The sequence below is a fragment of the Gammaproteobacteria bacterium genome, from assembly GCA_032250735.1.
Classification (GTDB): Bacteria; Pseudomonadota; Gammaproteobacteria; order SZUA-152; family SZUA-152; genus SZUA-152.
The window spans coordinates 67926-94805 of sequence record JAVVEP010000001.1; the positions used below are offsets into that span (position 1 = coordinate 67926).

Sequence of the window (26880 nt, forward strand, 5' to 3'; positions counted from 1 at the left end):
ATTAAGTGTGGCCTAATTTCGCGGCGATGTGAAAGCGGTTGTTTTCAGGTCCGTGGCCTAAAAGACAAAGGCCTGCGGCTGCTCGGCGTTGATGAGGGCCGGGAAGTCGGTCTCGTACAGGCATTCACTGGACCACTGCCTGTCATCAATCCGGGTGATGAGCCGCACCTGCATCACCGGCGACTGGCCGACAATCGCCACCATGCGCCCGCCGATGCGCAACTGTTGCTGGAAGCTCTCGGGCAGGATCGGCAGGGAGCCGGTAATGGCGATCACATCATAGGGGCCATTTTGATCCCAGCCCCGCGCCGCATCGTCGTGTATCAGGGTGACATTGTGGATGCCGTGGGCATCCAGTTTTGCCTGCGCGGCGGCCAGCATCGCGGCATCGATTTCGATGCTCTGCACGGTGCCGCCCAGCCTGGCGAGCAGGGCGGTGAAATACCCGCTGCCGCTGCCGATCTCCAGGATCGAATCGTCGGGCTGGATATTCAGGGCCTGCAGCAGACGCGCCTCCATGATGGGCTTCATCATCAGCTGGCCGTTGGGCAGGGGCACGTTGAGGTCGGCAAAGGCCAGCTCACGATAATTGGCGGGGACAAAGGCCTCACGCGGGGTATCGGCAATCGTCTTCAGCACACGTTGGTCGAGCACCTCCGCCGGGCGGATCTGCTGCTCGATCATGTTGAAACGGGCTTGGTCGGAATCCGATGTGATGCGGGTCGTCATAGTTTCTTTGGCCAAATTGCGTGTTAAATGACGGGCTAGATTACGGGGTTTACCGGAGAGAGGCAAGGGATTGGAAGGCCTGCAGGGCGGGGCGGGCGGGCTGGCGCAGGCATCAAAGCTCCCCTGTTTCTTATCGGGTCATGCCTGACCGGCGGCCCCTGTTGGCGAAACTGTCGGCAGACGAAAGGCCCCACTTTGTTGCAGTTGATGTGTGTTGATGGGCGGGCGATGATGTGGGCCTGGGGTCGGTGAGCCAAATAACGCTATAATCACCAGACCTGAGAGCCTGTGTAAGAATGCCGGTCTACTACGGCCGTCGATTTTTCACAGGCTCTGAAGCTAGGGGTGTCGTGTCTCTGTGTTGCATCACTGAACAGGAAACAGACTGAGAAATACCCTTTGAACCTGATCCGGCTGACACCGGCGTAGGGAAGCAAGGCCGTTCTTTCGGTTACAGAGAACGGCGGCGGTTTCCGCGTCCGTGGTCGACCAACACTGTGTTGAGGACCGTAATCCATGAGCGCTATCCCCCAAGAATTTCTGCAAAAAACCGCCAAACTGTCGGCAGAGGTAACCCAGCCTTTTACCAATTCAAGAAAGATCTACGTGCAGGGTTCGCGGCCGGATATCCGCGTGCCCATGCGCGAGATTGCGCAGTCGCCGACCTGCAATATGGAAGGTACGGAGGTGGAGGAAAATCCACCCATCACCGTTTATGACACCTCGGGCCCGTTTACCGATCCGGATGTGGACATCGATTTGATGAAGGGCATGCCCGATGTGCGCGATGCGTGGATTAAGGAGCGCGACGATACGGAACTGCTTACCGGTCCCACGTCGGAATACGGCAGGAAACGACAGAACGACCCCGAGCTGGCGCAGCTGCGCTTCGAACACATTCGCGCCCCGCGACGCGCGAGGGCGGGATGCAACGTCAGCCAGATGCACTATGCGCGCAAGGGCATTATTACCCCGGAGATGGAATTCGTCGCCATTCGCGAAACCCAGCGCCTGAATGAGCTGCGCACCGATCCGCGTTATGAAAAATTGTTGCGCCAGCACCCGGGTGAAAACTTCGGCGCTAATCTGCCGCAAGAAATCACGCCGGAATTTGTGCGCGACGAGATCGCGCGCGGTCGGGCGATTATCCCCGCCAACATCAATCACCCGGAACTGGAGCCGATGATCATCGGCCGCAATTTCCGGGTCAAGATCAATACCAACATCGGCAACTCGGCGGTGAGTTCCTCCATCGACGAAGAGGTGGAAAAGATGGCCTGGTCTGCGCGCTGGGGCGGCGACACCCTGATGGATCTGTCCACCGGCAAAAATATTCACGAAACCCGCGAATGGGTGCTGCGCAATTCACCCATGCCCATTGGCACCGTGCCGATCTATCAGGCGCTGGAAAAGGTCAACGGCAAGTCGGAAGACCTCACCTGGGAGCTGTTCCGCGACACGCTCATCGAGCAGGCGGAACAGGGTGTGGATTATTTTACGATCCACGCCGGTGTGCTGCTGCGTTATGTGCCGATGACGGCGAACCGGGTTACCGGTATCGTGTCGCGCGGTGGTTCCATCATGGCCAAGTGGTGCCTGGCGCATCATCAGGAAAACTTCCTGTACACGCACTTTGAAGACATCTGCGAAATCATGAAGGCCTACGACGTCAGCTTTTCGTTAGGCGATGGCTTGCGTCCGGGTTCGCTGGCCGATGCCAATGACGAGGCGCAATTCGGTGAGCTGGAAACGCTCGGCGAATTGACCAGGATTGCCTGGCAACATGATGTGCAGGTAATGATCGAAGGTCCCGGCCATGTACCCATGCAGATGATCAAGGAAAACATGGACAAGGAGCTGGTGGATTGTTTTGAGGCGCCGTTTTACACCCTGGGCCCGCTGACCACTGACATTGCCCCCGGCTATGACCATATCACCTCCGGTATCGGCGCCGCACAGATCGGCTGGTATGGCTGTGCGATGCTCTGTTATGTCACCCCCAAGGAACATCTCGGTCTGCCCAACAAGGCCGATGTGCGCGAGGGGATCATCACCTACAAGATCGCCGCGCATGCCGCGGATCTGGCCAAGGGTCTGCCGGGCGCGCAGCTGCGCGACAACGCCCTGTCCAAGGCGCGGTTTGAATTCCGCTGGGAAGATCAGTTTAACCTCGGTCTCGATCCCGACAAGGCGCGCTCCTTCCATGATGAAACCCTGCCCAAGCAGTCCGCCAAAGTGGCGCACTTCTGCTCCATGTGCGGGCCGCACTTCTGTTCCATGAAGATCTCCCAGGACGTGCGTGATTTTGCCGCCCGGCAAGGGGTGGGTGTTGAGGTGGTGATGGAGCAGGGCATGCAGGAGAAGGCCAGGGAGTTCAAGGACTCGGGCGCCGAAATCTATAAGAAGGTCTAGGAGGCTGTCGGATTTAGGATGAATTGGCTGCGGAAGCGGGAGTGCGGCCCAAATTTCCCCAATGTTTCGTTACATAGAACCACTATGCGCCTCAACATTGGGAAAATTTGGGCTCACTCTCCCACTCCCTCGCTACAATCCACCTAAGCCCGACAGCCTCCTAGGAGGCTGTCGGGCTTAGGGTGGTGTGAAATACCGCGCGCTACGAGGCAACGCCAATCACTTTTAAGGAGATGGCAATGAAGGTCGAAATGAAACGCTTATTGGCAATGGTGCTGCTGACGGGTTTCCTGGCGGTTGCGGGTGGTGCCCAGGCGGCAACACCGCAGGTCAATATCGAGGACACGGTGGTGAAGATGCCGCTGGCCGACGGCGTGGGTTTTGCCGATGCCGTTGAATCCATGAAGTTGCGCGCCAACATCCATAACATGAAGTTGGTGGCGGAGTTGCCGCTCTCCAAACAGGTTGAGTCCATGGGGCAGAAGGCGCGCCACATGGCCATTTACCAGTTTTGCGACCCGTTGACGGCGCAGCGCATGGTGGAGGCCAACATCCATTTTGCCGCCTATTTGCCCTGCCGTATCGCACTGGTGGAAGACGAAAAGGGTCAGGGCTGGCTGGTGATGATGAACCTGGACATGATGCTGCAGGGCGCAACCCTCACCCAGGAGCTTAAGCTCCGCGCGGGCAAGGTGCGTGATGTGCTGATGGACATCATGCAGGCCGGTGCCAACGGTGATCTTTGAGTTGTCAGAGCTTGTGAAAGAACCGACGACACACACGCTGTGTGCATGAAAAAAGGCGGTTGAGATGAAAAAGTGCTTGCTGGTGTTGCTGGTCCTGGTCGGTCTTGCAGCGTGTAACAGTCTGCCGACAAAAACCTCCCAGCCACCACTACTGCTGGCCGACCATGTGCTGGCGGAGAGGATCTGGGATGTGAGCGCCCAGCAGTTCATTAGTCAGCAGCAGCTTGTAGAAAAGATAGTGAGCAGCGAATTTCTGTTGCTGGGCGAAACCCATGACAACCCGCTGCATCACCGCTACCAGGCCTGGGTGATCGACGAGCTGTACGCGCACAGGCGTTCCGCCATGGTGGCCTTTGAGATGATCAGCCGGCAGCAGGGAAACCTGCTTGCCGATCAGGGCTACGATTCATTGGCCTCCCTGCTGGCCTTGCTGAAACAGGTGCCCAGCAACTGGCAATACGAGCCGCACTATATTCCCCTGTTTGAGAGCGCGATCAGGGCCGGTTTTGAGATCCGTGCCGCCAGCCTGGATCGCGAACGCATAATGGCCATCGGCAAGCAGGGCGAGCAGGAGATCCCGGCGCCGATCAAAACCGCGCTGGACTACAACACCCTGACGGCCGGTCAGGAGGCAGCCCTGCGCCAGGAGATCGTCGATTCCCATTGCGGGATGGAGCACGAGGGAATGGTGAAGGCGATGATGCTGACGCAGCGGGTCAAGGACGCGGTGATGATGGACAGTTTGCTGAACGCTGGAGAGATCGATACCCGGGTGCTGGTGGCAGGCTCAGGACATACGCGCAAGGATTGGGGTGTGCCAAAGTATCTCGCCCAGGCCCGGCCGAAGGCACGGATCGTGGCGATGGCCTGGATGGAGGTGGTGCCTGAGGCCATGGAGGTGGCGGATTATGCGCAACGTTGGGGGGATGGGGCGCTGCCCTTTGATTATGTCTGGTTTACGCCACGGGTGGATCGGCCCGATCCCTGCGAACAGTTTCGTCAGCACATGAAAAATCGCCCCCCTGCCGCATTGCAGCCGGAAACAGTGCAACCGGAAACAAAAGGCGAAGCCGGGGCATAAAGATCGCGCGTAGCTGTGGTCTGGCGATCAGTATCGCCCGGTAACTATCGTCTGGGAACTATCGCCCTGTGACTATCACCCATAACTACAGATAGCCACAACCCGGCGCGGGCCTAGAGGGGCGTGTTCCACAACATCTGTTTCAGTAACTGGTCGGTGTCGCTTAGCGCATTGGCCACCAGTCGCGCAATCGTGCGCATCACGACGAAGCCGGCTTCGGGATGGCTTTGCAGATAGGCCATGAATTTTTCGCCATCGATGCGAATGGCCTCGACCTCGCCGACGCAGCGTACCGAGGCGGTGCGCCGGCGGCCCGTAATCCAGCTGATCTCTCCGAACAGTTCCTTGTCGTGCTCGGAGATGATGGATTCGCTGCTGGTGATGCCGCTGCTGCTGGTGATGATCTCTACCCGTCCCCGGCAGAGAATAAACAGATCGCGCGATTGCAGATCATTCTCCGCAATAAAGGTATCGCCGCTCTCCAGTTCCAGTTTGGTGCAGAAGCCGCTGATTTCCTGCAAGGCCTGGCCCGTGAGTTCCTTGAATAATTGAACCTGTTCCAGCTCGGTCATCATGTGGCAGCGCTCCTTAATTGGGCTGGTCGGTTATTCATAGGTGCAGAGGTAGGCAGTGTCGACATCGACCTTGAGCTGGAAGCGCTGATTGGCTTCAACAATAAAGTGGTCATTTTGATGGTAGCTTGTCCATTCGCTGCTATTTGGCAGTTTTACCCGTAGCGTGCCGGAGACCACGGTCATGGTTTCCTTCTGGCTGGTATTAAACTCATACTCGCCCGGCGCCATCACGCCCACTGTGGCGGGCAGGGATTCGGTCTGGAACCCTATGGACCTGACGCGGCCATCAAAATATTCGTTATTGGTCAGCATGGTGGACTCCAAAAAAGGCTAACTAGGGGTTGATAAACAATAAGGCTACGGTCGACAAGTATACGCAAAAGTATATCCCGCTTCGATCCCGTCGTCGCCGATCACCGTAAAGGCAGGTTGCCGGTAGGGGGAATTATAGGATCCGCTGTGCCCGCCAGTAATGCGCCGACCAGTAATCCGAGTGCAGGGATGATTGCATAACGCCCCGTGAGCTGGAGGCGTGGATGAATTTGCCATTGTTGATATAGATCCCAACGTGGCGTTTTGTGCGACCGGTCTTGAAGAACACCAGGTCCCCGAATTGCAGGGACTGTTTTGCCACCGCCTTGCCCGTTTGTGCAAGCCGTTCGGTCGAGCGCGGTAGTGATGTGTCGAACACGTCCCGATAGGTGACGTGCACAAAGCCTGAACAATCAATGCCGGACCTGCTGAGGCCTCCCAGTTTATAGGGTGCATTGGCCCAGGATCTAAAATGTTGTGACAGGGCGTCATACAGGGCGGCATGTTGCGGGTTGGCCTTGGTTGAGGTTCCAGTGCCTGGCGCGGAGAAACTGTCCGTGGGTTTGCCGGGTGTCGAGCTGCAACCGATCATCGTCAGGGCGGCCCCGATCAGCAGCATCAGCCAGCCCGCCGAAAATCCCGCCGTGGAGCGGGTATGTTGGGTGTGTGAATCGAGTGATCGAAAAGACATCGGTTTCCTGTCCAGAGTTTGTTTGATGCTACCCGATGTTTCGTCCAGTGGCTGCGATTATTTAGCGGTCAGGGCTGGGTGGGGTGCGTTTTGTGAACGCGGGCTGATTATCAAGGGCTGGCGGTGGGTAATGGGTGTCGCAGTCTGCTCCTGTCATCGCTATTCTGAAGTCAATCAAAGTCAGTTAAGATTGGCGGGTGCGTTTCTAATGGGATTGTAAATGATGGAACTTGATTATGGCCTGATTACCTCGCGTTTGATGTTGGCCCTGCTGGCCGGTGGCGCCATTGGCATGGAGCGCGCATTGCATGGCCGCGAGGCCGGGTTTAGAACCCATGCCCTGGTGTGTGTGTCTTCCAGTCTATTGATGGTGTTGATGGTTTATCAGTGGGAGCTGGTGCCGCAACAGTTTCTGGATACGGTGCGAGCCGACCCCTCCCGTATGGCGCAGGGCATTATGACCGGCATCGGTTTTCTGGGCGCCGGGGTGATTATCAAGGAAGGCCTGACCGTGCGCGGCCTGACGACGGCGGCCTCCATCTGGATGACGGCCTCCATCGGCATTGTGATGGGCATGGGGCTCTATTACCCGGCATTTCTGGCAACCGGCATGACCATCGTCACCCTGTCACTTTTCCGCTGGATAGAGAATCGGCTGCCTTCGCAGATCTATGCCAGGTTTACCGTGCGATTTATTCGGGCCCGGTATCGCGTGGATGAAGAGGCCTTGCGACAGCTCATCGCGCAACACAATATTCGTGCCTTTGCGTCGAGTTATCAGCTGGATAACGAAGGCAAGGATTTTGAATATGAGATGACGATCCGTTCAAAAGATCCGGCGAATTTTCGCAAGCTGGCGCAGAGTCTGCTGGAGATGGAAGATGTGCATGAATTCAAAATCGTCCCCGGTTGATACCGCATTGTTCACGCTGACGGGGTCGCGCTGAGGTGGACAACAGCCTGAGTGAGCTGATGGCCGTCCTGTCGAAGGCGTTCGCCTTTTTGAACGATTACCCGCTGGGTATGGCGGCACTGGTGTTTGTGCTGGCCGTGTTGCTGGCTAATGTGGTCGCCTTTCTGGTGACGAGAATTGTTGCCTATGTGGCCAATCGTACCCGCGTCCAGTGGGATAATCAGATTGTGGCGATCATCCATCGGCCGCTGTACTGGAGCGTGATCTGTGTCGGGGGAATGCTGTCGCTGATCCCGATTGAACTGCCTGCCGAAATCCCGGTCATTATCCGCTCATTCATTGTTACCGTACTGATTGTCATCTGGTCGGGCTTTGCGATGAAGCTGGTCCGCATTGTGTTGCAGGCAATGGGCAATAGCACAAAACCGGCATCACTGGTGCGTCCACAGACGCGCCCGCTGTTTGAGAACCTGGCCTTCCTCGTGATCATGGCGATGGCCATTTATATGATATTTCGTTCCTGGCATGTCGATATGACCGCCTGGCTGGCATCCGCCGGTATCGTGGGTATTGCCATCGGTTTTGCGGCCAAGGACACGCTTGCCAATCTCTTTTCGGGGGTGTTTATTCTTGCCGATGCGCCGTACAAGATTGGCGACTATGTCGTGCTGGATAGCGGTGAACGTGGCAAGGTGACCAATATCGGTATTCGCAGCACGCGCCTGCAGACCCGTGACGATGTGGAGATCACCATTCCCAATGCCATCATGGGTAATTCGCGTATTACCAATGAATCGGGCGGCCCCTATGAAAAATTCCGCATTCGCACCAGCGTGGGGGTGGCCTATGGTTCGGATATTGATCAGGTGAAGGCCATCCTGCTGGAAGTCGCCCTGACAGAACCTACGGTCTGTGACGAGCCTGAACCGCGGGTGCGATTCCGGGCGTTTGGTGCCTCCAGTCTGGATCTGGATCTGTTGTGCTGGGTGGATAATCCGGAACAGCGTGGTCGGGTGCTGGACATACTGTATACGACGATTTACAAGCGCTTTAATGCCGAAGGGATCGAGATTCCCTATAGCAAGCAGGATGTCTTTATCAAGGAAATGCCGGACCGTTCGGGCCCGGCATAAAAAACATTTTCCGTTGATGGATGGCGGTCAGGGCAACAGCTCGTTGATCTGCTGGATGACCTGTGGCGTATCCCAGTGGATGCCGGCGTTTACCCCGTAGCGGATTTTGCCATCCGTTCCGATCACAAAGGTGGATGGAAATGCCACCACCTTCCATTGTCCCGTGAGCTGGCCGCCAGGGTCGAGCAATACCGGGAAGTCGACATCGACCTGCTGCAGAAAGTCCCGAATCGTCTCGGCGGTCTCGGCATAATTGACGGAAATCAGTTCAAAGGGTTTTCCCTGCATGGCCTGTTTCAGGCGGTTCAGGGAAGGGATCTCTTCTACGCAGGGCGGGCACCAGCTGGCCCAGAAATTGATAACGGTCACTCTGCCCTGATAATCCTTGATATCAAAAAGCCGCTCCGATGCATCCCGCAGGTGGATGGGGCCGGGTTCAACGATGCCGGCATAGGGACGAAGCTGGGTGTTGAGCCCGCTGCGGGGAGTGCTTTTGGTGGTGGCTAACGGCAGTGCGGCGGGTGGCGCGCCGTGTTGGCGGAGTTGTTGGGCGGCCCGCAAGATCATCGCGGGTGCATTTTCAAAGCTCTGTAGCGTGTTGGGCGAGGTGTCCTTTCGGTAAAATACCGACATCACATCCTTGAGCAGTTCGGCATACACCACAGCGTTTTTTAATTCCTCAAGCACCGCCGGCAGATGCCAGCGGTTGGCGTTATTGGCCGCCTGAAAGATGTACATCGGCATATTGCTGGCGGCCAGTTCGGGAATGAACTCAGGCTCAAGGCCGAGTTCGGGCACCTGACTAAAAAAGGAGGGGGAGTATAAGACGCTGCCCAACAGGCCGGTCGGTTTTGGTGTTTGCGACTGCCAGGCATGTATGCCCCGTATGGCCGGAATCGCGCCATAGGAACTGCTGATGACCAGCACCTCGGCGCGATCGCCGTCGTGCTCAATCAGCCCATTGATCAGGTCGGCGACCAGCTGACCCGGTATCTTGCGCAGCGATGACGCGCCCTTGGTGAGAAACAGGGCTTCGGTTAGATCAACCAGCCACACCTCAACGCCCTGACTGGCTAACGCCGTCGCCGTCTGTTGATGTCGGATATCGATGCCGAAGCCCGGTGCAATCCACAGCACGCGAAGTCGGATGTCCGGGCCGGGGCTTTTGAAAACCTCGAAGACGATATCATCACCCGTTGCCGTGGTGAGCGTTTGCGCCACGCCGCTGTGTTGCGCGTTGGCCATAGAACCAAGGCTGAGCAGCAGGCCAAGCAGACCGATGGCGCTGAGGAAGAAGGGTTTAAAGGGGAGGGGCGAAATCATGGATGCCTAAATTATGTACAACAATGGCATGATAGAAAAGCGCGGGTCAAAAAAAAGGACCCTGCATGGCAGGATCCTTTTTTAGGCAAATGCTAGTGGCGTTATTCAGGAACAACGTTGCCTGCTGCCGGGCCTTTAGGGCCTTGTTCGACATCGTAGCTGACCTTCTGTCCTTCAGCCAGAGTTTTGAAGCCACCACCCTGGATAGCGCTGAAGTGTACGAAAAGGTCGTCGCCACCATCATCAGGAGAGATGAAGCCGAAGCCTTTGCTTTCGTTGAACCATTTTACTGTGCCTGTAGCCATAACTTTTTACCTTTCAATTTAACAAAAAAACCTTACTTTAGAAGATGCTGAATGCCTTAGGAAATCAACACCATGCACTGCTCAGCGCCAGAGTATAACGCCTAATGGCGAATAATGCTTTATTTTGTGAGATTTGCAAGCCCTTTGGCGACTATTTGACAAACCTGGCGGAATTGCTGGTAGGCGGCATCATCCAGTCTGCAATCGGCGCTGCGGCGATCGGCATAAAACAGCCCTACCGGCTTGCCGCCGACATGGATCGACATGGTAAAGAAGGTGTTGGTCTTGATCAGCAGCTTGAAGGGGCCGGGGACCAGGGGCCAGAATTTCTCACGGTTATCGTCACTCACCCACAGACTGACCTGTTTTTCCAGCAGGCGAGTAAATAGATGCCCCTGATCCAGGCCAATCTCGAAGCGGCTAAAGCTGGGGTCGTTGTCGCTGCCAATGCAGTAGCTGGCGACAAGTTTGTCGGGATGTTTGCGTAGCTGGGCAAACACGGCTCGGTTGAGGCCGATGCCATCGTGCATGCAATGTACCGCCATGCGCATCAATTCACTGAAATTCAGGTGGCCAATGCCCTGGTGTAGCTCACGCAGCGCGGCCTTAAAGAGCTCAGGTTGAGGCGTGAGGCAGACCTGGGCGCTGCTGGCCGGCGGTTGGGGGGAGGTCGTCGAGGCCTCTGGCGGGGTGACGGCCGCCTCAATCTCGGCCCTGGCATCGGGAAATTCGTCTTCAATGATCAGTTCATCGCCACCGGGCAGCATGGGCAGCAATGCGGCGGGGTGGCGGGTCTCATAAAAGGGGGCCTGAAGGGCGCTGCGGATGGCATTTTTGTGCACGTGGGTGATGGTTTCATCCAGCGAGCCGCCAAGGTAGTCGGCAATCTGTGGCATCACCCGTTCGGCCTTTTCCCAATACCAGCCGCGTTCGGTGCTGCGGGCGAGCTGCACTGCCAGCATCACCCCGCGCACGCGGGGTGTGTTGGCGTTTTCGGGGCGCAGGGCCTCACTCACCAGGCCGGGCAATTGCCAGCGCTCGGCAATCGCCCGGCTGAAGTGTTCCAGGCTTTCACCAAAGGCGATGTATTGCGCCTCATCGGTGGGTAGGCCGTCTTTTAGCATGAGCCGGCGGAACTGGTGCATGCGCTCCGGTGCGGTGACCCATAGCGCCATCTCGGCAATATCGTGCAACAGGGCGGCCAGCAGCACCTCTTCCGGGGCGTGGTCTTTTTTGATATGCGCCCAGTCCCAGGCCTGAAACGCGGCGTGAAAGGCGCGGCAGGCGGCGCGGATATAGCCCTGCCGGGCATACCCGCTGAGCGTGCTTTCCAGCTGAGGCTGGCCGAGTGGGAGCCGTTTTGCGCGGTCAATGCCCAGCAGCATGGTCGCCTGCGCCATGCTGGAGATCTCGGCCCGCAGGGGTTTGCCCGAGCTGGCCTGTAGCTGTTTCAGGGTGTGCAGCGCCAGTCCGGGGTCACGCAGGATGATGTCGCCATAGGCCTCAAAGGTCCGGCCGCCGTCGATGCTGACCTTGCGGAAAGCGCGCGCCGAATAGCCAAAGATCGGCAGTGGCTGGGCGGTAAGTTCCTCGATGGAAATGACAGCATTGGTACTCACGTTGTGTCTCGTCATCCTTCTGTCCGCCAGAAATGACGGACTATAGGAAAATTTCGGCGCAACCGGGGTGAGACTTTAGCCGCGTGGGCAAAGGCTTGGAGGCTGGAGGGGTGAGAGGCCCTGACTGCTGGACGGTGTGGGCTGGCTGTTCAGGCTCAGAGGACATTGATGTGGATGGGAAGAATCGCCGGCAAAAAAAATCCCGCACGAGGCGGGATTTTCAGCAACCGGATCGGTCTGGGCCGATCCGGTGCGCCGCAAGGTTCGCGGAAAGTTAGTCAGCCATTACATTGGCAGCCTGCAGACCCTTGGGGCCGTTCTGCAATTCGTAGGTGACCTTCTGGTTTTCTGCCAGGGTCTTGAAGCCGCCGCCAGAAATAGCACTGAAGTGCACAAAAACGTCATCGCCACCGTCGTCCTGGGCAATGAAGCCGAAGCCCTTGGATTCGTTAAACCACTTTACTGTACCTGTTGCCATAATCTAGTCCTACCTTATATTCGTCTTGCTTGTTCAAAAGTTGTTAATGCTGCAGGTCGTGCTTGGTGGTAGACGGGTCGGACAGTTAGCGGGGCTTTAAAGCTAAGGTACAACTTCAACTTAAGGTTCAAGCAATGCTAATTAGGGCGGCCTAATCTGCCGCAAATAGGCTGCAGCGTCGGCGATAGTAACCGATCCGATGGGTTATGCCAATCTTTGTTCCGGGGGCAGGGTATCGGCTGACACGGTCTGGCCAGGGCATGGGGGCTTAGCTTTCGAACAGCTCGTCCAGCTCCCCATCCATGTGCATTTCGGTCAGCTCGCTGAAGCCGCCGATCCATTTTCCGTCAATGCTGATCTGCGGCACGGTGCGGGCGCTGTTGGTGAGTCGGGCCATCTCGCGTAGCGCAGCCTGGTCTTGATCAATGCGGACCTCTTGGTAGCTGATATGCCACTTATCCAGGAGTTGTTTGGTCTTGACACAGATAGGGCAAGTCCCGGTGCTGTAGATTTTGATGCGCGCCATGCGGGTTTCCGTCGAGTCGTGTGGGAACAAAATTATGCAGATTTGGCGTCCTGCCGTAAACCTGCGGCGCCAGCCACGGCTGACCCCTCGTCCGCTCATCATTGACGTTGCCGGCCCAGATTGAGCATCGGCGACAAACCCCTGGTCCGTCGCCGCCGTGCAGTGCACTGTGTTCAAAAGGATGCAGAAATGCATGTTTTGTGATGCTGGCCACGCTTTAGTATATGGCCGGTACTGCCGCTAAACACTATATTCTTCGCAGCAGCCGGTTGGACAGGCCGGCTTTGGGTATTCCATCAACATGAAGGCAGCAACCAATGGATAAGGCACTTCTAGAACAGAAACTGAATCAGCTGCGTAAAAAGCAGCAGCTGATGGAAAAGGCCTGGCTTGAGGCTGGCAATCGAAAGCTGATCCAGTTTTTTGTGGACATCATGCCCAGGGCTTTAGGGGCAGAGCGTTGCAGTATCTTTATCCTCGATCCGGTGGATGAGAAGGCCTGGCTGCAATGCGGTACGGGGCTGGGCGAAAAACAGCTACAGGTGCCGACCAAAAATTCCATCGTCGGCCGAGTGATGTCGACCGGCCAATATGTCATCGAGGACGATCTGGAAGATCAGGTGGGCGCGCATGACATCGTGGCCGTGAAAACCGGGTTTGTTACCCGCAATGCACTGTGTGTGCCGGTGCATGGCGTGACGACGAAAAAGGTCGTCGGCGCAATTCAGGTACTGAACAAGGGGCGTGGCAACTTCGATGATGCCGACCGTGAGACCCTGGAAAAACTGGCCTTTCATCTGGAAATGAATATTGAAAATATCTTCCTGCGTCAGGAGCTGGCAAAGATCTCAGTGGAGATGGGCCAGAAGATCAAAAAGCTGGAATCCCGACTGGGCCTCTAAACCCACTGTCACTTATGGCCTCGGCTCTGCCGAGGCGCTGAAGTCCCCGTACGTTATCTGCCGCGATCTCCGCTGCAGCGCTTGATGCATCGCGATCAATCAGCCGAGTCGCACACAACAACGGCAACGCCACTTTCTTTCGGCGTAAGCTATCGTGGTGTATTTCGTGAGTGTTACTGTTCTGCATTGAAAGTGGAACGGAGAGGGTGGGTATCAGCATGCGTTTGAGAATTTTCGGCAGCGCCTTGTTTGTGATGTTTGCCCTGTGCGCGCAGGCCGCGGATGAGGTCGTCGTGCCCGCATACGAAGACGAGCTGATGCGCCTGCGCGTCTTGCCCCGGTCGGTGGAACAGATGGCGGCCTTTTTCGAGGCGCGGGGGTTTCCGGCAGTGATGATCGACGAACTTTCCCGATATTGTTTTTTTACCGTGGTGCTCAAAAATAAAAGTCGGGATGTTGTCTGGCTGGATATGAGTCAGTGGCGTTTTGTGGCCGGCGAGCAGGAGCTAACGCGTATTCCCCGAAATCGGTGGCCGGAGCAGTGGGCGGCAATGCAGATTCCCCTGTCGGCCCAGTCGACCTTTCGGTGGACGCTGTTGCCCGAGCGGCTGGACTTTCAGGCCGACGAGAGCGAGGGTGGCAATGTCATTGTGGAGAGGACGGATCGGCCATTTTCATTGCTTGCCCGCTTTGCGCTCGGCCCGGCAGGTGACAAGGGTATGCGTGTTGCGCGCATCGACAATCTCGCCTGCGGCCCTGTACCCGGGGAGAAAAGGCCATGAACCTGACACGCTGTGGGTTGCTAGGGATCTGCCTGTTGCTGGGCGGACTGGCCGTTGCCGACGAGCGCCCGCCACACACTGCCACCGGCATCACGCCGCCCAAAGGTGTCCTGCCTGTCACGGGTCGCGAGACGCCGCCGCTGGTGCTGGAGGATATCGATGGCCAGCGTTTTGATCTCGGGGAGCAGAGAGGCCAATGGGTGTTTGTGCACTTCTGGGCAAGCTGGTGCGGACCCTGCCGGCGGGAGATCCCGGCGATCCAGCGCATGGTGGAAAAGATGCAGGGCGAGCGCCTGGCGCTGGCGATAGTGAATACCGCAGAAAGCGAAGACACGGTGTTTACCTTCCTGGGCATGCTGGGCCCGGACCTGGTGCCGCTCATGGATCGCGACGGTCTGGTGACCGAGGCCTGGCAGCCCCGAGGCCTGCCCGCGACCTATCTGGTGGATCCCGGGGGTGTGATCCGGTTCCAGGTGCTGGGTGGCCAGGAGTGGGACAATGCTGCCTATCTCGGTTTTCTGAAGGCCATTATCGCAGGCCGATAATGGCGTGAGATAAATGCTGCAGGCAGGGGCGACTGTCCGCAGCAGTCGCTATTTGGCGGCTTTCTTCTTGACCGTCTTTTTCTTCACGGATTTTTTCGTGGTGGCCTTTTTCTTGACGACTTTCTTCTTGGCTGTCTTTTTCTTCACGGCCGTCTTTTTTGCGGCCTTGGAGATCGCCCACTGGTTATCGATGTAGTGGGCCGTCCAGCCGGTGGGCTTGCCCTCCTTGTCTTCGGTCATCACATACTGTTCTTTGCTCTTACGGCTGAAGCGGATGATGCTGGGCCTGCCCTTGTCATCCTCCACCGGCGCATCACAAAGGTAGTCATGCTTCGGGTCCAGCTCGGCGCGATGCGGCAGCAGTTCCCTGACCAGCGGCGCACGGGTTTCACGCGAGCGGGGAAAGGCGCTGGAGGCGAGAAAGATGCCGGCGGCGCCATCGCGTAACACAAAATAGCCTTCCGATTTCTCGCACGGCAGTTCCTTCATGTGTACCGGGTCGGATTTGGGCGGCGCGACCTCGCCATTGCGCAGCAGCTTGCGGGTGTTTTTGCACTCGGTATTGGTGCAGCCAAAGTATTTGCCAAAGCGGCCGGTTTTTAGCTGCATCTCGGCACCGCACTTGTCACATTCAATGATCGGTCCGTCGTAGCCCTTGATGCGGAATTTACCGGTTTCGACCTCGTGGCCGCTACAGTCGGGACTGTTGCCGCAGATGTGCAGTTTACGGTGCTCATCGATCAGGTAACTGTCCATGGCGGTACCGCAGAGGGGGCAGCGATGCCGCTCCATCAGTGCGCGGGCCTCGCTCTCCTCATCGGCATCTGCGTCCACGGCCTCATCGCCGGGGATCAGGTTCATGGTGGTTTTGCAACGCTCTTTCGGCGGCAGCGCATAACCGGAGCAACCGAGGAACACACCGGTCGAGCCGGCGCGAATCTGCATGGGCCGTCCACAGCTGGAGCAGGCGATGTCGGTGGTGATGGGATCATTGCCCCGCATGCCACCCTCATCCTGATCGGCAGCCGCGAGCTTGGATTTGAAGTCCTCGTAAAACTCATCCAGCACGTTTTTCCAGTTGCTGGTGCCTGCCGCAATGGCATCGAGCTTCTCTTCCATCTTGGCGGTAAAGCTGTAGTCCATCAGCTCTTCAAAATTCTCGACCAGCCGCTCGGTCACGATCTCGCCGATCTTTTCGGCGTAAAACCGCCGATTTTGCACGGTGACATAGCCGCGGTCCTGAATCGTGGAGATGATGGCGGCATAGGTGGACGGACGGCCGATGCCGCGTTTTTCCAGTTCGCGCACCAACGATGCCTCGCTGTAGCGAGGCGGCGGCTTGGTGAAGTGCTGCGAGGGGTCCAGCCTGACCAGTGACAGCACATCGCCTTCAGCGACCGCGGGCAGGATCACGTCGTCGGCATTTTTTTGCTGTGGCGGCAGCACCCTTGTCCAGCCATCAAAACGCACCACACGGCCCTTGGCGCGCAGCTCAAAGCCGGCGGCATCGATCTTCAAGGTGGTGACGTCAAACTGGGCGGCCGGCATCTGGCAGGCCACAAACTGGCGCCAGATGAGTTCGTAAAGGCGCACGGCATCCTTGTCGACATTTTGCAGGTCGGACATCATGGTGCGCACATTGGAGGGGCGTATCGCCTCATGCGCCTCCTGCGCGCCTTCGCGGCTGCTGTAGGAGATGGGTTTTTCCGGCAGATACTGTTTGCCGTATTTGTCGCCGATATAGTCGCGCACCGCAGCGACGGCCTCGCTGCTGAGATTGGTGGAGTCGGTTCGCATGTAGGTGATGTAACCGGCCTCGTACAGGCGTTGGGCCATCATCATGGTCTTTTTGACGCCGAAACTGAGCCGCGTACTGGCGGCCTGTTGCAGGGTCGAGGTGATGAACGGTGCCTTCGGTTTGCTCGATGAGGGGCGCAGTTCGCGTTTCACGACCCGGTAATCGGCGCGCTGCAGGATCGCTAGGGCGGCATCCGTGAGTCCCTTGTTGGGGGGGCGAAAGGTCTTGTCATTCTGCTTGACGACCTGCAGGCGCAGGGCCTCGCTGTGCTTGGTGCGGAGGTCGGCAAACACCTCCCAGTATTCTTCCGGATCGAAGGCGTGAATTTCCCGCTCACGTTCCACCACCAGGCGTACGGCGACGGACTGCACGCGACCGGCAGAAAGGCCGCGGGCCAGTTTCTTCCACAGCAGAGGTGACAGCATATAACCGACCACGCGATCGAGGAAACGTCGGGCCTGCTGTGCATGGACCTGGTCGGTATCGAGCGTGCCAGGTTTGGAAAAGGCCTCCTGGATGGCGTTTTGGGTGATCTCGTTAAACACCACGCGCTTGTAGGGCACATCGTTGCCGATCGCCTGGGTGAGATGCCAGGCGATGGCCTCTCCTTCGCGATCAAGATCGGTCGCGAGATAGATGGCATCAGCCGTCTTGGCGAGCTTCTGCAATTCCGCGACCACCTTTTCCTTGCCGGGCATGATCTCGTAGTGGGCCTCCCAGTCGTGTTCCGGGTCGATCCCCATGCGGGCAATGAGCGCCTTGGCGGCGCGTTCCTGCTTGCGTTTTTCGCGCAACGCCGGGCTCAGCTTGCGGGACTCGGCCGCCAGTTTGCCGCGTGCCTTGGCGTCCATTTTGGAGGCACCGGAGGCGCCGCCGCTGGTGGGCAAATCACGGATATGACCCACGCTGGATTTCACGATGAAATCCTTGCCCAGGTACTTATTGATAGTCTTGGCTTTGGCCGGCGACTCGACGATGACCAGTGATTTTCCCATAATTCTCTTTTAATTCAGATGGTTGCGTTTTATTTTTCGGTTTTTGACCGGGTCTATATTAGGAATACTTGCATCCTCCCCCCGCTGTCAAGGGAAAGAAGTCGGCCATATGACATTTTTATTGAGGGTTTGTCTACTGCGGCGGGATAAAAGGCAGGGCGCTGACCTGGCCCTCCGTGGCCGGTTGCGGAGACAAAACCCGGCACCTTCAAGGGGTGGTGTGGTAGTGGGAAAAATGCGGGCTAGTCGTCGAGTCGGATGCCGACTTTGAGCGTCACCTGAAAATGCCCGACCATCCCGTCCTGCAGGTGGCCGCGTGTCTTCGTCACCTCAAACCAGTCCATGTTCCTGAGGGTTTTTGAGGCGCGCTCGATCGCATTGTGTATGGCATCGTCGGTGCTGGTGGTGGATGAACCGACCAGCTCGATCAGTTTGTAGGTGTGATTTGACATGTGTTACTCCTCCCGCCGTTGTGCGGCGCATAAAAACCGCCTGAAAACAGTGTAGCAGCCGGGGCGTGAAATTCGTCTTCATTGCGTGTAGCCTTTGACTGCGTCGCGTTTCTGGCAGCGATTGATCCAGCGGTAGTCGCCAAGAGGTGGTGGTATGGCAGCATTGATTCAATTCAAGGGTAACGTCGACGGCATGACCCTGCGGCTGGAAAGCCAGCTGTCGCGTATCGGCCGTGGGCCGGATAGCGATATCACCCTTAATGACGAGCTGGTGAGCAAAAGCCACGCGGTGATTGAGGCCCGCTCTGTCTCCGGCCAGCCGGGCGTGTTTGATTATTTTATTGAGGACTGCGGCAGCACCAATGGCACTTTCGTCAATGATCAACGTCTGGAGCAGGCTCAGCTGCGCCATGATGATGTGATCCGCATCGGGCTTAGCCATTTCCGCTTTGTAGATGACGCGAACGATGACCTAGCGGCCACCACCCGAATCCATAAGACCTGGATTCCGGGTGTGTATGTCGCCAAACGCGGAAAATAGCAGGGCGGATGCGCGACCCGCAGAGATGTTCGAAACGGCGATCGTTCATGCGCTGTCGGCGGACTATGACTGCGGCGCACTGTGGATCGGTTGTACGGCGGATGACCTGTGGATGGATGTGGAGTGCGGTAGACGTTTGGGCAGGTGCCGGTATAGCACGGGTTCTTACTCGGGCTGTGGCCTTTGCCCCGTCAGGTATAATAGTCCACCCCGGTCTGCTGCTCCGACCCGGCCTCATCCTCAGGCCCCAGCTCTCCCTGGCGGACGGCGTTGCGGCGATCATGGGTGTCGCGCGTGTCCAGGATCACCGGCATGGCCTGCTGGCGCCGATGCTTTTTGCGGCGCTCATCCTGGCGGCGCGCACTGCGGGGCGGTGTCTGGGTGACATCCTCATGCGCGGTGAGGGCCTGCGCCCTGGGGTAGGGTTCAACGGGGTTGACGGTGCGGTCGGTGGACTTGCTGGCGATCTTGATGGCGGCATCGTCGCGCGGCATGTTGACGGAGGTCATGGGCTGGCTACCTTTATATTTTCAACCCGCAAATTATAGCCACTATTGGCGAAAAATCGCCCTGCGGCAGGACACCCCGGGGAGCGCTTTGCTATAGTCGCCCCCTCCGGGCCTGCGGTGATTATTTTTTTAACGATGATGGATAAGGGATCGAACATGCGTCTTGGTTTTCAGCTGGTGGTAACGGTCGTCTGTGCAGGCCTGATGTTGGCGGCGGTCGCCGCGGAAAAATCAAAAACGGGTTCGATTCAGGGCCAGGTCAATTTTTGTGACGCGGGCGGCGTGGAGGGCATGCAGGTGTACATCCCCGGTCTGCCCTACGTGGTGATCACCGGTGAGGACGGGCGTTTTGCACTGCCGAACCTGCCACAGGGGAAATACGACATTCACTATCGCCTCGGTGAGCGTTTGCTGAATCGCAACCCCGGCGTGAGCGTGCCCGCCGGCGCGCTGATCGATCTCTCGGTGATCCGTTTTTGCGATCCTGTGGTGGCGAAGGCCAGGCCGGGATCGGAGCAGCCGGGGACGCTGTTGGCGCCGCCGGTCGTGCGCTGCGAGGCCGGCAGCACCGATCCGTCCTGTGTGGACGCCGACGGCGATGGCGTGCCCGCCAGTCGGGACTGTGATGATAGCGATGCCGCTATTTACCCGGGGGCCGTCGAGCGCTGTGACGGGCGGGACAACAACTGCAATGGCCAGGTCGATGAAAATGCCCTGGTGATGGTGCTGCGTGGCGAGGGTATCTGCCAGGCGGGACAGGTGGCGATCGCGCGCTGTAAGGATGGCTATAGCGATTGTGACGGCCAGGTTGCCAACGGTTGTGAGGTGGATATCAACAACGACACCGAACACTGCGGCGGCTGTAACGAGAACTGCACGCCGACGGAAATCTGCGTGGCCGGCGGCTGCGAGTAAGGCGCCAGGGGAGTAGACGTCGCGGGCGTGATGGCGCAGGGCTTGCTCCAAACTGTGGCGTATCGGTGATGGCGCTGGCAGAGAAAACCACCCTGTGACACCGGGCTGCTGACAGGTCTAACTCAGCTCATCGGCAATGCCGGGGTTGCCCTTCATGTTCTTGATCTTTGGCATGTTGAGGTGATCGACCTTGACCGTCTTCATGTCCTGTAGATATTCGGCAACCACATCCCACATCGGCTTGCCCTGCACATCCTTGCCGACGCTGGCCCAGCTGGCGACCTTGTATTTCTTGCCGGCCTCAATCTTTACACCTTTCACCTCCATGTCATTGATGCGCTTGCCCTTGTCGGCGATGGGGTCGATGCTGTAATCCAGCCCTCCCACGCGCACCATATCGCCGCCTTGCTGGTAATAGGGATCGGTGTTGAAACGGTTGTCGGCGATGTCTTCCAGAATCTCCTTGAGGCTGGCGCCGGTCATCTCGTTGACGACGGTGGCCGGATAGGTAATGGCCGTCTGCGACATGACATCCTCCATGGTGATGTCCTGTCCGGGCAGGATATTCGTGCCCCAGCGGAAGCCCGGAGAAAAGGCGATCTCGGTGCCCTTTTCGCGCAGCAGGGAATCGACGATAAGCTGGTCGAAGGTGCCATTGAAGGTGCCGCGGCGATACAGCAGGTCGTCGGACACGGCGAGTTTTTGATTGAGTTTCTGCAGGAAGGGCGCGCGCACGTTTTTGACGTGCTCCGCCATGGCCCGATCCGGCTCGATGAGGTTGCTGAAGATGGGCACCAGCCGGTAGTGATAATCGCGCACCTTGCCGTTGCGGACCTCCAGTTCCAGCAGCGACAGGAACTTGCCGTTGGAGCCCGAGTTGATCACCAGGGTCTGGCCGTTGCGGTTCTTTACGGGCTTGGCGACGGGGATGGCATCGTGGGTGTGGCCGCCGAGGATGGCGTCCACGCCGGTGATGCGGCTGGCCATCTTCAGGTCGATATCCATGCCGTTGTGGGACAGCATCACCACCACCTGGGCACCCTCGTCGCGGGCTCGGTCCACCATTTTCTGGGCGCGCTCTTCGTTGATGCCGAATTGCCAATCGGCCACCATATGGCGGGGATTGGCGATGGGGGTGTAGGGGAAGGCCTGGCCGATGATGGCGACGCGGGTGCCGTTCACCTCTTTGATCACATAGGGCTCGAAAATCGGGTCCTCAAATTCATAGTCCACCACGTTCTGGGCCACGAAATCGAGCTTGCCCGCGAAGTCGTTTTCGATGACCTCCTTCACCCTGTCCATGCCATAGGTGAATTCCCAGTGAGCGGTCATCACGTCCACCCCCATCAACAGCGAGGCGTCAATCATGTCCTGGGCATTGGTCCACAGGGCCGTGGCCGAACCTTGCCAGCTGTCACCCCCATCCAGCAACAGCGCGCCGGGACGGCTGGCGCGCAGCTGCTTCACCAGGGTGGTCATGTTGGCATAGCCGCCCATGGCACCGTATTTCTGGGCCAGCTCGGAAAAATCCATATAGGCCAGGGCATAGGCCTCGGGTGAGTTGCGGGGGATGTTGAATTTTTCCAGAAAATAGCTGCCGACCAGATGGGGTATCTCGCCGGTCATGGCGCCGGTGCCGATGTGGGTGTCCGGTTCGCGATAATAGATGGGTAATAGCTGCGCATGGCTGTCGGTGAAGTGCATCAGCGAGACATTGCCAAAGGCCGGCAGATCGTACAGGTGTTTGGCCTCGTTGGTCGGTGTCGTCAGTTTGGCGGCGCTGGCCGTACCCCAGAATCCGGCCGCGTAGGCGGTGGCCAGCATGTGCATAAATTCGCGACGTGAGATGTTCATAGTGTCCCTTTCAGTAAAACAATCATCTGACCGCCCTCTGCGTGATCCATGCGTGATCCGTGGATGGGTAATGGCCGTGGTCTACCGGTTTTACCGGAAGTGGTGAGTCAATCCATTGTCGGCAAGGTGCGCGTCAAACTGTAGGGTGGATTGAGCCAACCGAGGCTCTGGTCCTCAGGCAATACATGAAAAAGGTTACGGTGTTGACGGTGGGCGTGAGCGTTTGGCGGGCACAAAAAAGGCGGGGTGAGCCGCCTTTTTTGTGTCCTGAGGTGCTGCCTAGAAGGTGACACCGACGGCATTAAAACCGCCATCGGCATTCTTTTCGTAGTTCACCATCAGGCTGCCGGCAAAACCCTTCAGGCCGGTGATGATTTCCTCGCTGGCGACGAAGGTGATGGGGCTGCTGGACTGCGCGTCACGGATGGTGAAGGTGTGTGTGGCGGCGTCCACCGACATCAGGTTGCCCATGTGGGTGCTGGGGCCCATGGCGTCGCAGGCCAGTGCGGCGCTGGCGCCAAACAGGGTGCCGAGTAGCAGGGTGGTGGCCAGGATGGTGTGTTTGTTCATCTGCGGTATCTCCTTGGGTGGTGTGGTGACTGTTGTCGTGGGTTTGTCGGGATTGTCGATAATCCGATAAAGATCATCAAGATTTATTTTCAAAGTTGTTTATTTCCAAACTTGTTTATTTTCAAAGTATGGCCATGTCATTCCCGCCTCGCAAGGAGGTGGACGCGCCTGCCGGATAATGCCGGGTTCTCCGTTTTGTGACGCCGGTCACAACACTCCCTTGTGTGTGTTTGCTACCGCGCCGATAAAAAGGGCGAAAGGATAGCCCCCAGGGGAACCTCGCCGTCAGGTGAAAACGTCTACGGGTTATCCGACCTCAAGAACAACTGCATGGAGATGTCGCGGTGAAAATAGAGAAGCTCGAACGTGCGCTAAACCATATGTCCAACAAGGCCCTGATGAAGTTTGTGAAACGCTGTGTGTGTCGTACCCTGCCGGGCGCGGGCGATGCGGCGGGTGAATCGCGCGAGGCGCTGGACATGGTGTACGTGGAATGTAGTCGCCGTGGTAAAGAACGGCTTTACGATACGGCGTATGCCTCGGTGGCGCATCATCCGGAGCGCTGCGATATCTATTAGTAGTGATGAGGCAGTGAGTGACCGGATCAATCCCTGGGGGCCGAGTGCAGCAGCGCGTTAGCCTCCTCCAGTAAAAACTGTTTGAACGCCTGTGCCACGCCGGACAGGCGCTTGCCCTTGCGGTGCATCACGTACCAGTAGCGGACGATGGGAAAATCCTCCACGTCCAGGATCACCAGTTTCTTCAGGGCCAGTTCCATGTCGAGCGTGTCGCGCGACAGCAGCCCCAGCCCCAGCCCCGCCTGCACCGATTGCTTGATGGCCTCGTTACTGGCGATCTCCATGCCGGTATTGAGCCGCACCCCGTGCTGTTCAAAAAAGCGTTCGATGGCCCCGCGGGTACCGGAGCCGCGTTCGCGGGTCAGAAAGATTTCATCCTCCATGCGCGACATCGGAATATTGCGTTGCTGCGCCAGCGGGTGGTCCGGGGGCGCGATGATGACCAGGGGATTTTCCATAAAGATACCGGCCTCGATATCCATCTCCTTGGGGGGCTGTCCCATCACCACCAGATCCACCTCGTTTTTATCCATCTGCGCCAGCAGGGTTTCCCGGTTGGTGACATCCAGGCTCACCGTGATATCGGGAAACCGGTCATGGAAGGTACCGAGCAGGGTCGGCACGAAGTAGTTGGCGGTGGAGGCAACGGAGATAGTGAGCCGGCCCCGGTGTGAACCCTTGAGCTCATTGATCACCTCCTCGGCCTCGGACAGCAGCTGCCCGATGGCCCGGCTGTAGTGATAGATCTCCTGCCCCGCCTCGGTGAGATAGATCTGTTTGCCGAGCTGCTCGAACAGCGGCAGCCCCACCTGTTCCTCCATGAGCTTGACCTGCATGGACACGGCCGGCTGGCTGAGATGCAGGGCCTTGGCGGCCTGGGTAAAGCTCAGGTGGCTGGCAACGGACTCAAAGACGCGAAACTGACGCAGGGTAAAGTGCATGACATGGGGCCTTATCTAGAAGCTGAATCCGTGGCTTAACCGCGGATTTAGACATAAGTAAAAGATTATGGTACCGATCATAAATATTTAATTTACTTATTTCAACAACCCGGTAGGATTATCCGCAGTAATTGACTCGGGTAAATACCATAGTGTTTTACCTGGATTTGTAACGGGGCCTGTCGGGTGTTTGTCCTACACTTCATTGTCCCCAGGTAGATTTTGATCGTTAACTTTTCCGGAGGAATTCAAGATGGCTAAAAAGAGCTATAGCGCGGGTGTCAAAGAGTACCGCGAAACGTATTGGGAACCCAACTACACACCCAAGGACACCGATATTCTGGCGTGTTTCAAGATCACCCCACAGGAAGGTATTCCGCGTGAAGAGCTGGCGGCCGCGGTTGCCGCTGAATCCTCCACCGGCACCTGGACCACGGTGTGGACCGATCTGCTGACCGACCTGGATTACTACAAGGGCCGCGCCTACGCGATCGAAGACGTGCCGGGTGATGACACCTGTTTCTACGCCTTTGTCGCCTACCCCATTGACCTGTTCGAAGAGGGTTCGGTGGTCAACGTGCTGACCTCGCTGGTGGGTAATGTGTTCGGCTTCAAGGCCCTGCGCGCCCTGCGTCTGGAAGATATCCGCTTCCCCATCGCCTACGTGATGACCTGCAATGGACCGCCCCAGGGTATCCAGGTTGAGCGCGACATCATGAACAAATACGGCCGTCCGCTGCTGGGTTGCACCATCAAGCCCAAACTGGGTCTGTCGGCCAAGAACTACGGCCGCGCCTGTTATGAAGGCCTGCGCGGCGGTCTGGACTTCACCAAGGACGACGAAAACGTCAACTCCCAGCCGTTCATGCGCTGGCGTCACCGTTTCGACTTCGTGATGGAGGCCATCCACAAGGCCGAGGCCGAGACCGGCGAGCGCAAGGGTCACTACCTGAATGTGACGGCCCCGACCGCTGACGAGATGATGCGTCGCGCCGAATATGCCAAAGAGATTGGCGCGCCGATCATCATGCACGACTACCTGACCGGCGGTCTGTCCGCCAACACCCAGCTGGCGCAATGGTGCCAGAGCAACGGCATGCTGCTGCACATTCACCGTGCCATGCACGCGGTGCTGGATCGTAACCCCCACCACGGTATCCACTTCCGTGTATTGACCAAGGTGTTGCGCCTGTCCGGCGGTGATCACCTGCACTCCGGCACCGTGGTCGGCAAGCTGGAAGGCGACCGTGAGGCGACCCTGGGCTGGATCGACACCATGCGCGACTCCTTTATCAAGGAAGATCGTTCACGCGGCCTGTTCTTCGATCAGGACTGGGGCTCGATGCCGGGCGTATTGCCGGTGGCCTCCGGTGGTATCCACGTATGGCATATGCCGGCGCTGGTCAACATCTTCGGTGACGATTCCGTGCTGCAGTTCGGTGGTGGCACCCTGGGTCATCCATGGGGTAATGCTGCCGGTGCAGCGGCCAACCGTGTTGCGGTCGAGGCCTGTGTTGAGGCGCGTAACTCCGGTCGCGAACTGGAAAAAGAGGGTAAAGACATCCTTACCACCGCGGCGAAACACAGCCCCGAACTGAAGATGGCAATGGAGACCTGGAAAGAAATCAAATTCGAATTCGATACGGTCGACAAGCTGGACGTTGCGCATAAATAGGCAGGGCAAAGCTACAAGGGCAAAGATACAAGTAAGTTTGTGTGCTGTTTTTACTTGTATCTTGCATTTTTCCACTTTTCTCCTGATTCCAGAGCGCCAGCAATTGCGCACGGCATCTTTTGAATATTGAAATACTTAATTGGAGCGACAAGATCATGAGTGAAATGCAAGACTACAAATCAAGCCTGGCCAATACCGCGAGCCGCAAGTTTGAAACCTTTTCATACCTGCCGGCACTGACAAAAGAGCAGATCCGTACCCAGATCGAATACATTGTCAGCAAAGGCTGGAACCCTGGCATTGAGCATACTGAACCGGAAAATGCGATGAGCAATTACTGGTACATGTGGAAGCTACCGATGTTTGGCGAAACCGATGTGGACGTCATTCTGTCCGAAGTGGAGGCTTGTCATAAGGCGCATCCGAAAAACCACGTGCGTCTGCTCGGGTTTGACAATTACGCGCAATCTGCAGGCGCTTCAATGGTGATCTATCGCGGTGAGTCTGTATAAAGACTGACGATAGCATCGACATAAAAAGCCCCTGGTCGCATCATGTCGGGCAGGGGCTTTTTTATAGGCAGGAATGTGCTGCGGGCGCTGTTGCCAGAAGAAAGGCCTCGGTCACTAACCTGTCCCGCTAACACGACGAGATTTTCAAATGGCAAAACCCGATAAATACGTTGGCATCAACAATGATATCAACGGCGGCATGACCACGATCGGCAAGATCATTCGCGATGCGTGGGTGTTTGGCTTGATTCCGGAAACAGAGACCTGCGAAGGCTGGAATCTGGCCGGGGTGGATGCCCTGTTACAGAAGGTAAATGCCGAATGGGACAAATATGGTTGCCTGATGAGCCATCTACCACCCGAGCTACGTGAGCGACACGAGAAATTTCATGGCGCGGCCATTCACAATGCGCGGGCCGCCGGCTGGAGTGGTGAGGTCGAAACCGATGATGAGAAATAGAGGATAAC

29 protein-coding genes and 1 riboswitch are annotated in these 26880 nt (G+C 57.6%); of the genes, 14 read left to right on the forward strand and 15 right to left on the reverse strand.

From position 1 onward, the window contains the following. Positions 1–57: 57 nt before the first annotated feature. Positions 58–729 (reverse strand): protein-L-isoaspartate O-methyltransferase, encoded by a 672-nt coding sequence (locus RRB22_00310; GenBank protein ID MDT8382835.1) that lies wholly within the window; start codon positions 727–729, stop codon positions 58–60. 331 nt (positions 730–1060) lie between these two features. After that, a riboswitch (TPP riboswitch) is annotated at positions 1061–1178 on the forward strand. Positions 1179–1245: 67 nt separating this feature from the next. Between RRB22_00310 and thiC the strand changes: the two genes are divergently transcribed. The 3 genes from thiC (at position 1246) to RRB22_00325 (ending at position 4968) form a co-directional block, all read left to right on the forward strand. Next, positions 1246–3141, forward strand: coding sequence for a phosphomethylpyrimidine synthase ThiC (gene thiC / locus RRB22_00315; GenBank protein MDT8382836.1), 1896 nt, complete (start codon positions 1246–1248; stop codon positions 3139–3141). Between the two features lie 239 nt (positions 3142–3380). Next, entirely contained in the window at positions 3381–3887 is a 507-nt protein-coding gene (locus tag RRB22_00320) for a DUF302 domain-containing protein (protein ID MDT8382837.1), read from the forward strand. A gap of 64 nt (positions 3888–3951) precedes the next feature. Further along, entirely contained in the window at positions 3952–4968 is a 1017-nt protein-coding gene (locus RRB22_00325; GenBank protein MDT8382838.1) for a ChaN family lipoprotein, read from the forward strand. Between the two features lie 113 nt (positions 4969–5081). Here the strand turns inward: RRB22_00325 and RRB22_00330 are convergent, their stop codons facing one another. The 3 genes from RRB22_00330 to RRB22_00340 form a co-directional block, all read right to left on the reverse strand. Beyond that, positions 5082–5543 carry a cyclic nucleotide-binding domain-containing protein gene (locus tag RRB22_00330; protein MDT8382839.1) on the reverse strand — a complete coding sequence of 154 codons (462 nt, stop codon included), beginning with the start codon at positions 5541–5543 and terminating at the stop codon, positions 5082–5084. 30 nt (positions 5544–5573) lie between these two features. Beyond that, on the reverse strand, positions 5574–5855 hold the full coding sequence (locus RRB22_00335; protein MDT8382840.1) for a pyrimidine/purine nucleoside phosphorylase: 282 nt from the start codon (positions 5853–5855) through the stop codon (positions 5574–5576). 133 nt (positions 5856–5988) lie between these two features. Then, the gene (locus RRB22_00340; protein MDT8382841.1) at positions 5989–6546 is read right to left on the reverse strand and encodes an NlpC/P60 family protein; all 558 of its coding nucleotides are present in this window, start codon (positions 6544–6546) and stop codon (positions 5989–5991) included. Positions 6547–6766: 220 nt separating this feature from the next. On the opposite strand from RRB22_00340, the gene RRB22_00345 reads away from it, so the two are divergent. Beyond that, entirely contained in the window at positions 6767–7459 is a 693-nt protein-coding gene (locus tag RRB22_00345) for an MgtC/SapB family protein (protein MDT8382842.1), read from the forward strand. Positions 7460–7494: 35 nt separating this feature from the next. Continuing rightward, positions 7495–8592, forward strand: a complete 1098-nt coding sequence (locus tag RRB22_00350) for a mechanosensitive ion channel family protein (GenBank protein ID MDT8382843.1) — start codon at positions 7495–7497, stop codon at positions 8590–8592. A gap of 27 nt (positions 8593–8619) precedes the next feature. On the opposite strand, the gene RRB22_00355 is transcribed toward RRB22_00350, so the two are convergent. From RRB22_00355 to RRB22_00375, 5 genes are all read right to left on the reverse strand, one after another. Next, a complete protein-coding gene (locus RRB22_00355) occupies positions 8620–9915 on the reverse strand; it encodes a TlpA disulfide reductase family protein (protein MDT8382844.1) in 1296 nt (431 codons plus the stop codon). A 101-nt stretch (positions 9916–10016) separates the two neighbouring features. Then, complete coding sequence (locus RRB22_00360; protein ID MDT8382845.1) at positions 10017–10220, reverse strand: cold-shock protein; 204 nt, start codon at positions 10218–10220, stop codon at positions 10017–10019. A 119-nt stretch (positions 10221–10339) separates the two neighbouring features. Further along, the gene (locus RRB22_00365) at positions 10340–11839 is read right to left on the reverse strand and encodes an HDOD domain-containing protein (protein ID MDT8382846.1); all 1500 of its coding nucleotides are present in this window, start codon (positions 11837–11839) and stop codon (positions 10340–10342) included. A 274-nt stretch (positions 11840–12113) separates the two neighbouring features. Beyond that, positions 12114–12317 (reverse strand): cold-shock protein, encoded by a 204-nt coding sequence (locus RRB22_00370; protein MDT8382847.1) that lies wholly within the window; start codon positions 12315–12317, stop codon positions 12114–12116. Positions 12318–12585: 268 nt separating this feature from the next. Continuing rightward, on the reverse strand, positions 12586–12843 hold the full coding sequence (locus tag RRB22_00375; GenBank protein MDT8382848.1) for a glutaredoxin domain-containing protein: 258 nt from the start codon (positions 12841–12843) through the stop codon (positions 12586–12588). Between the two features lie 317 nt (positions 12844–13160). Here RRB22_00375 and RRB22_00380 point away from each other — a divergent pair, with 317 nt between their 5' ends. The 3 genes from RRB22_00380 (at position 13161) to RRB22_00390 (ending at position 15072) form a co-directional block, all read left to right on the forward strand. After that, positions 13161–13745, forward strand: coding sequence for a GAF domain-containing protein (locus RRB22_00380; GenBank protein ID MDT8382849.1), 585 nt, complete (start codon positions 13161–13163; stop codon positions 13743–13745). A 218-nt stretch (positions 13746–13963) separates the two neighbouring features. Next, complete coding sequence (locus RRB22_00385; GenBank protein ID MDT8382850.1) at positions 13964–14527, forward strand: hypothetical protein; 564 nt, start codon at positions 13964–13966, stop codon at positions 14525–14527. Then, positions 14524–15072, forward strand: a complete 549-nt coding sequence (locus tag RRB22_00390) for a TlpA disulfide reductase family protein (GenBank protein ID MDT8382851.1) — start codon at positions 14524–14526, stop codon at positions 15070–15072. The genes RRB22_00385 and RRB22_00390 overlap by 4 nt, the downstream gene beginning before the upstream one ends. Positions 15073–15120: 48 nt before the next feature. Here RRB22_00390 and topA read toward each other — a convergent pair whose 3' ends face one another. Then, positions 15121–17865 (reverse strand): type I DNA topoisomerase, encoded by a 2745-nt coding sequence (gene topA / locus RRB22_00395; protein ID MDT8382852.1) that lies wholly within the window; start codon positions 17863–17865, stop codon positions 15121–15123. Positions 17866–18107: 242 nt separating this feature from the next. Next, the gene (locus RRB22_00400; protein ID MDT8382853.1) at positions 18108–18317 is read right to left on the reverse strand and encodes a dodecin family protein; all 210 of its coding nucleotides are present in this window, start codon (positions 18315–18317) and stop codon (positions 18108–18110) included. A gap of 154 nt (positions 18318–18471) precedes the next feature. Between RRB22_00400 and RRB22_00405 the strand changes: the two genes are divergently transcribed. Next, on the forward strand, positions 18472–18858 hold the full coding sequence (locus RRB22_00405) for an FHA domain-containing protein (GenBank protein ID MDT8382854.1): 387 nt from the start codon (positions 18472–18474) through the stop codon (positions 18856–18858). A gap of 191 nt (positions 18859–19049) precedes the next feature. Here RRB22_00405 and RRB22_00410 read toward each other — a convergent pair whose 3' ends face one another. Continuing rightward, positions 19050–19367 carry a hypothetical protein gene (locus RRB22_00410; protein ID MDT8382855.1) on the reverse strand — a complete coding sequence of 106 codons (318 nt, stop codon included), beginning with the start codon at positions 19365–19367 and terminating at the stop codon, positions 19050–19052. A 156-nt stretch (positions 19368–19523) separates the two neighbouring features. On the opposite strand from RRB22_00410, the gene RRB22_00415 reads away from it, so the two are divergent. After that, complete coding sequence (locus tag RRB22_00415) at positions 19524–20282, forward strand: MopE-related protein (GenBank protein MDT8382856.1); 759 nt, start codon at positions 19524–19526, stop codon at positions 20280–20282. A 117-nt stretch (positions 20283–20399) separates the two neighbouring features. Here the strand turns inward: RRB22_00415 and soxB are convergent, their stop codons facing one another. Together soxB and RRB22_00425 are read right to left on the reverse strand one after the other, a co-directional pair. Further along, positions 20400–22136 carry a thiosulfohydrolase SoxB gene (gene soxB, locus RRB22_00420; GenBank protein MDT8382857.1) on the reverse strand — a complete coding sequence of 579 codons (1737 nt, stop codon included), beginning with the start codon at positions 22134–22136 and terminating at the stop codon, positions 20400–20402. Between the two features lie 279 nt (positions 22137–22415). Further along, positions 22416–22799: a hypothetical protein gene (locus RRB22_00425; GenBank protein ID MDT8382858.1), complete on the reverse strand. Its 384-nt coding sequence runs from the start codon at positions 22797–22799 to the stop codon at positions 22416–22418. Positions 22800–23050: 251 nt separating this feature from the next. Between RRB22_00425 and RRB22_00430 the strand changes: the two genes are divergently transcribed. Then, complete coding sequence (locus tag RRB22_00430) at positions 23051–23284, forward strand: hypothetical protein (GenBank protein MDT8382859.1); 234 nt, start codon at positions 23051–23053, stop codon at positions 23282–23284. Positions 23285–23310: 26 nt separating this feature from the next. Here the strand turns inward: RRB22_00430 and RRB22_00435 are convergent, their stop codons facing one another. Next, positions 23311–24225, reverse strand: coding sequence for a LysR family transcriptional regulator (locus RRB22_00435; GenBank protein ID MDT8382860.1), 915 nt, complete (start codon positions 24223–24225; stop codon positions 23311–23313). A gap of 253 nt (positions 24226–24478) precedes the next feature. Between RRB22_00435 and RRB22_00440 the strand changes: the two genes are divergently transcribed. From RRB22_00440 to RRB22_00450, 3 genes are all read left to right on the forward strand, one after another. Next, positions 24479–25900 carry a form I ribulose bisphosphate carboxylase large subunit gene (locus RRB22_00440; protein MDT8382861.1) on the forward strand — a complete coding sequence of 474 codons (1422 nt, stop codon included), beginning with the start codon at positions 24479–24481 and terminating at the stop codon, positions 25898–25900. Between the two features lie 155 nt (positions 25901–26055). Then, on the forward strand, positions 26056–26412 hold the full coding sequence (locus tag RRB22_00445) for a ribulose bisphosphate carboxylase small subunit (protein ID MDT8382862.1): 357 nt from the start codon (positions 26056–26058) through the stop codon (positions 26410–26412). Between the two features lie 148 nt (positions 26413–26560). Further along, positions 26561–26872, forward strand: a complete 312-nt coding sequence (locus RRB22_00450; protein MDT8382863.1) for a hypothetical protein — start codon at positions 26561–26563, stop codon at positions 26870–26872. The last annotated feature ends 8 nt before the right edge of the window (positions 26873–26880 follow it).

What these genes read in the sequence shown, in the direction of transcription:
- RRB22_00375 (MDT8382848.1), bottom strand. Translation starts at nt 12,843, where the DNA reads ATGGCGCGCATCAAAATCTACAGCACCGGGACTTGCCCTATCTGTGTC.
- RRB22_00330 (MDT8382839.1), bottom strand. Translation starts at nt 5,543, where the DNA reads ATGATGACCGAGCTGGAACAGGTTCAATTATTCAAGGAACTCACGGGC.
- RRB22_00385 (MDT8382850.1), top strand. Translation starts at nt 13,964, where the DNA reads ATGCGTTTGAGAATTTTCGGCAGCGCCTTGTTTGTGATGTTTGCCCTG.
- soxB (MDT8382857.1), bottom strand. Translation starts at nt 22,136, where the DNA reads ATGAACATCTCACGTCGCGAATTTATGCACATGCTGGCCACCGCCTAC.
- RRB22_00445 (MDT8382862.1), top strand. Translation starts at nt 26,056, where the DNA reads ATGAGTGAAATGCAAGACTACAAATCAAGCCTGGCCAATACCGCGAGC.
- RRB22_00405 (MDT8382854.1), top strand. Translation starts at nt 18,472, where the DNA reads ATGGCAGCATTGATTCAATTCAAGGGTAACGTCGACGGCATGACCCTG.
- RRB22_00380 (MDT8382849.1), top strand. Translation starts at nt 13,161, where the DNA reads ATGGATAAGGCACTTCTAGAACAGAAACTGAATCAGCTGCGTAAAAAG.
- RRB22_00310 (MDT8382835.1), bottom strand. Translation starts at nt 729, where the DNA reads ATGACGACCCGCATCACATCGGATTCCGACCAAGCCCGTTTCAACATG.
- RRB22_00435 (MDT8382860.1), bottom strand. Translation starts at nt 24,225, where the DNA reads ATGCACTTTACCCTGCGTCAGTTTCGCGTCTTTGAGTCCGTTGCCAGC.
- RRB22_00360 (MDT8382845.1), bottom strand. Translation starts at nt 10,220, where the DNA reads ATGGCTACAGGCACAGTAAAATGGTTCAACGAAAGCAAAGGCTTCGGC.
- RRB22_00390 (MDT8382851.1), top strand. Translation starts at nt 14,524, where the DNA reads ATGAACCTGACACGCTGTGGGTTGCTAGGGATCTGCCTGTTGCTGGGC.
- RRB22_00335 (MDT8382840.1), bottom strand. Translation starts at nt 5,855, where the DNA reads ATGCTGACCAATAACGAATATTTTGATGGCCGCGTCAGGTCCATAGGG.
- RRB22_00340 (MDT8382841.1), bottom strand. Translation starts at nt 6,546, where the DNA reads ATGTCTTTTCGATCACTCGATTCACACACCCAACATACCCGCTCCACG.
- topA (MDT8382852.1), bottom strand. Translation starts at nt 17,865, where the DNA reads ATGGGAAAATCACTGGTCATCGTCGAGTCGCCGGCCAAAGCCAAGACT.
- thiC (MDT8382836.1), top strand. Translation starts at nt 1,246, where the DNA reads ATGAGCGCTATCCCCCAAGAATTTCTGCAAAAAACCGCCAAACTGTCG.
- RRB22_00325 (MDT8382838.1), top strand. Translation starts at nt 3,952, where the DNA reads ATGAAAAAGTGCTTGCTGGTGTTGCTGGTCCTGGTCGGTCTTGCAGCG.
- RRB22_00440 (MDT8382861.1), top strand. Translation starts at nt 24,479, where the DNA reads ATGGCTAAAAAGAGCTATAGCGCGGGTGTCAAAGAGTACCGCGAAACG.
- RRB22_00415 (MDT8382856.1), top strand. Translation starts at nt 19,524, where the DNA reads ATGCGTCTTGGTTTTCAGCTGGTGGTAACGGTCGTCTGTGCAGGCCTG.
- RRB22_00345 (MDT8382842.1), top strand. Translation starts at nt 6,767, where the DNA reads ATGATGGAACTTGATTATGGCCTGATTACCTCGCGTTTGATGTTGGCC.
- RRB22_00370 (MDT8382847.1), bottom strand. Translation starts at nt 12,317, where the DNA reads ATGGCAACAGGTACAGTAAAGTGGTTTAACGAATCCAAGGGCTTCGGC.
- RRB22_00450 (MDT8382863.1), top strand. Translation starts at nt 26,561, where the DNA reads ATGGCAAAACCCGATAAATACGTTGGCATCAACAATGATATCAACGGC.
- RRB22_00355 (MDT8382844.1), bottom strand. Translation starts at nt 9,915, where the DNA reads ATGATTTCGCCCCTCCCCTTTAAACCCTTCTTCCTCAGCGCCATCGGT.
- RRB22_00400 (MDT8382853.1), bottom strand. Translation starts at nt 18,317, where the DNA reads ATGTCAAATCACACCTACAAACTGATCGAGCTGGTCGGTTCATCCACC.
- RRB22_00410 (MDT8382855.1), bottom strand. Translation starts at nt 19,367, where the DNA reads ATGACCTCCGTCAACATGCCGCGCGACGATGCCGCCATCAAGATCGCC.
- RRB22_00320 (MDT8382837.1), top strand. Translation starts at nt 3,381, where the DNA reads ATGAAGGTCGAAATGAAACGCTTATTGGCAATGGTGCTGCTGACGGGT.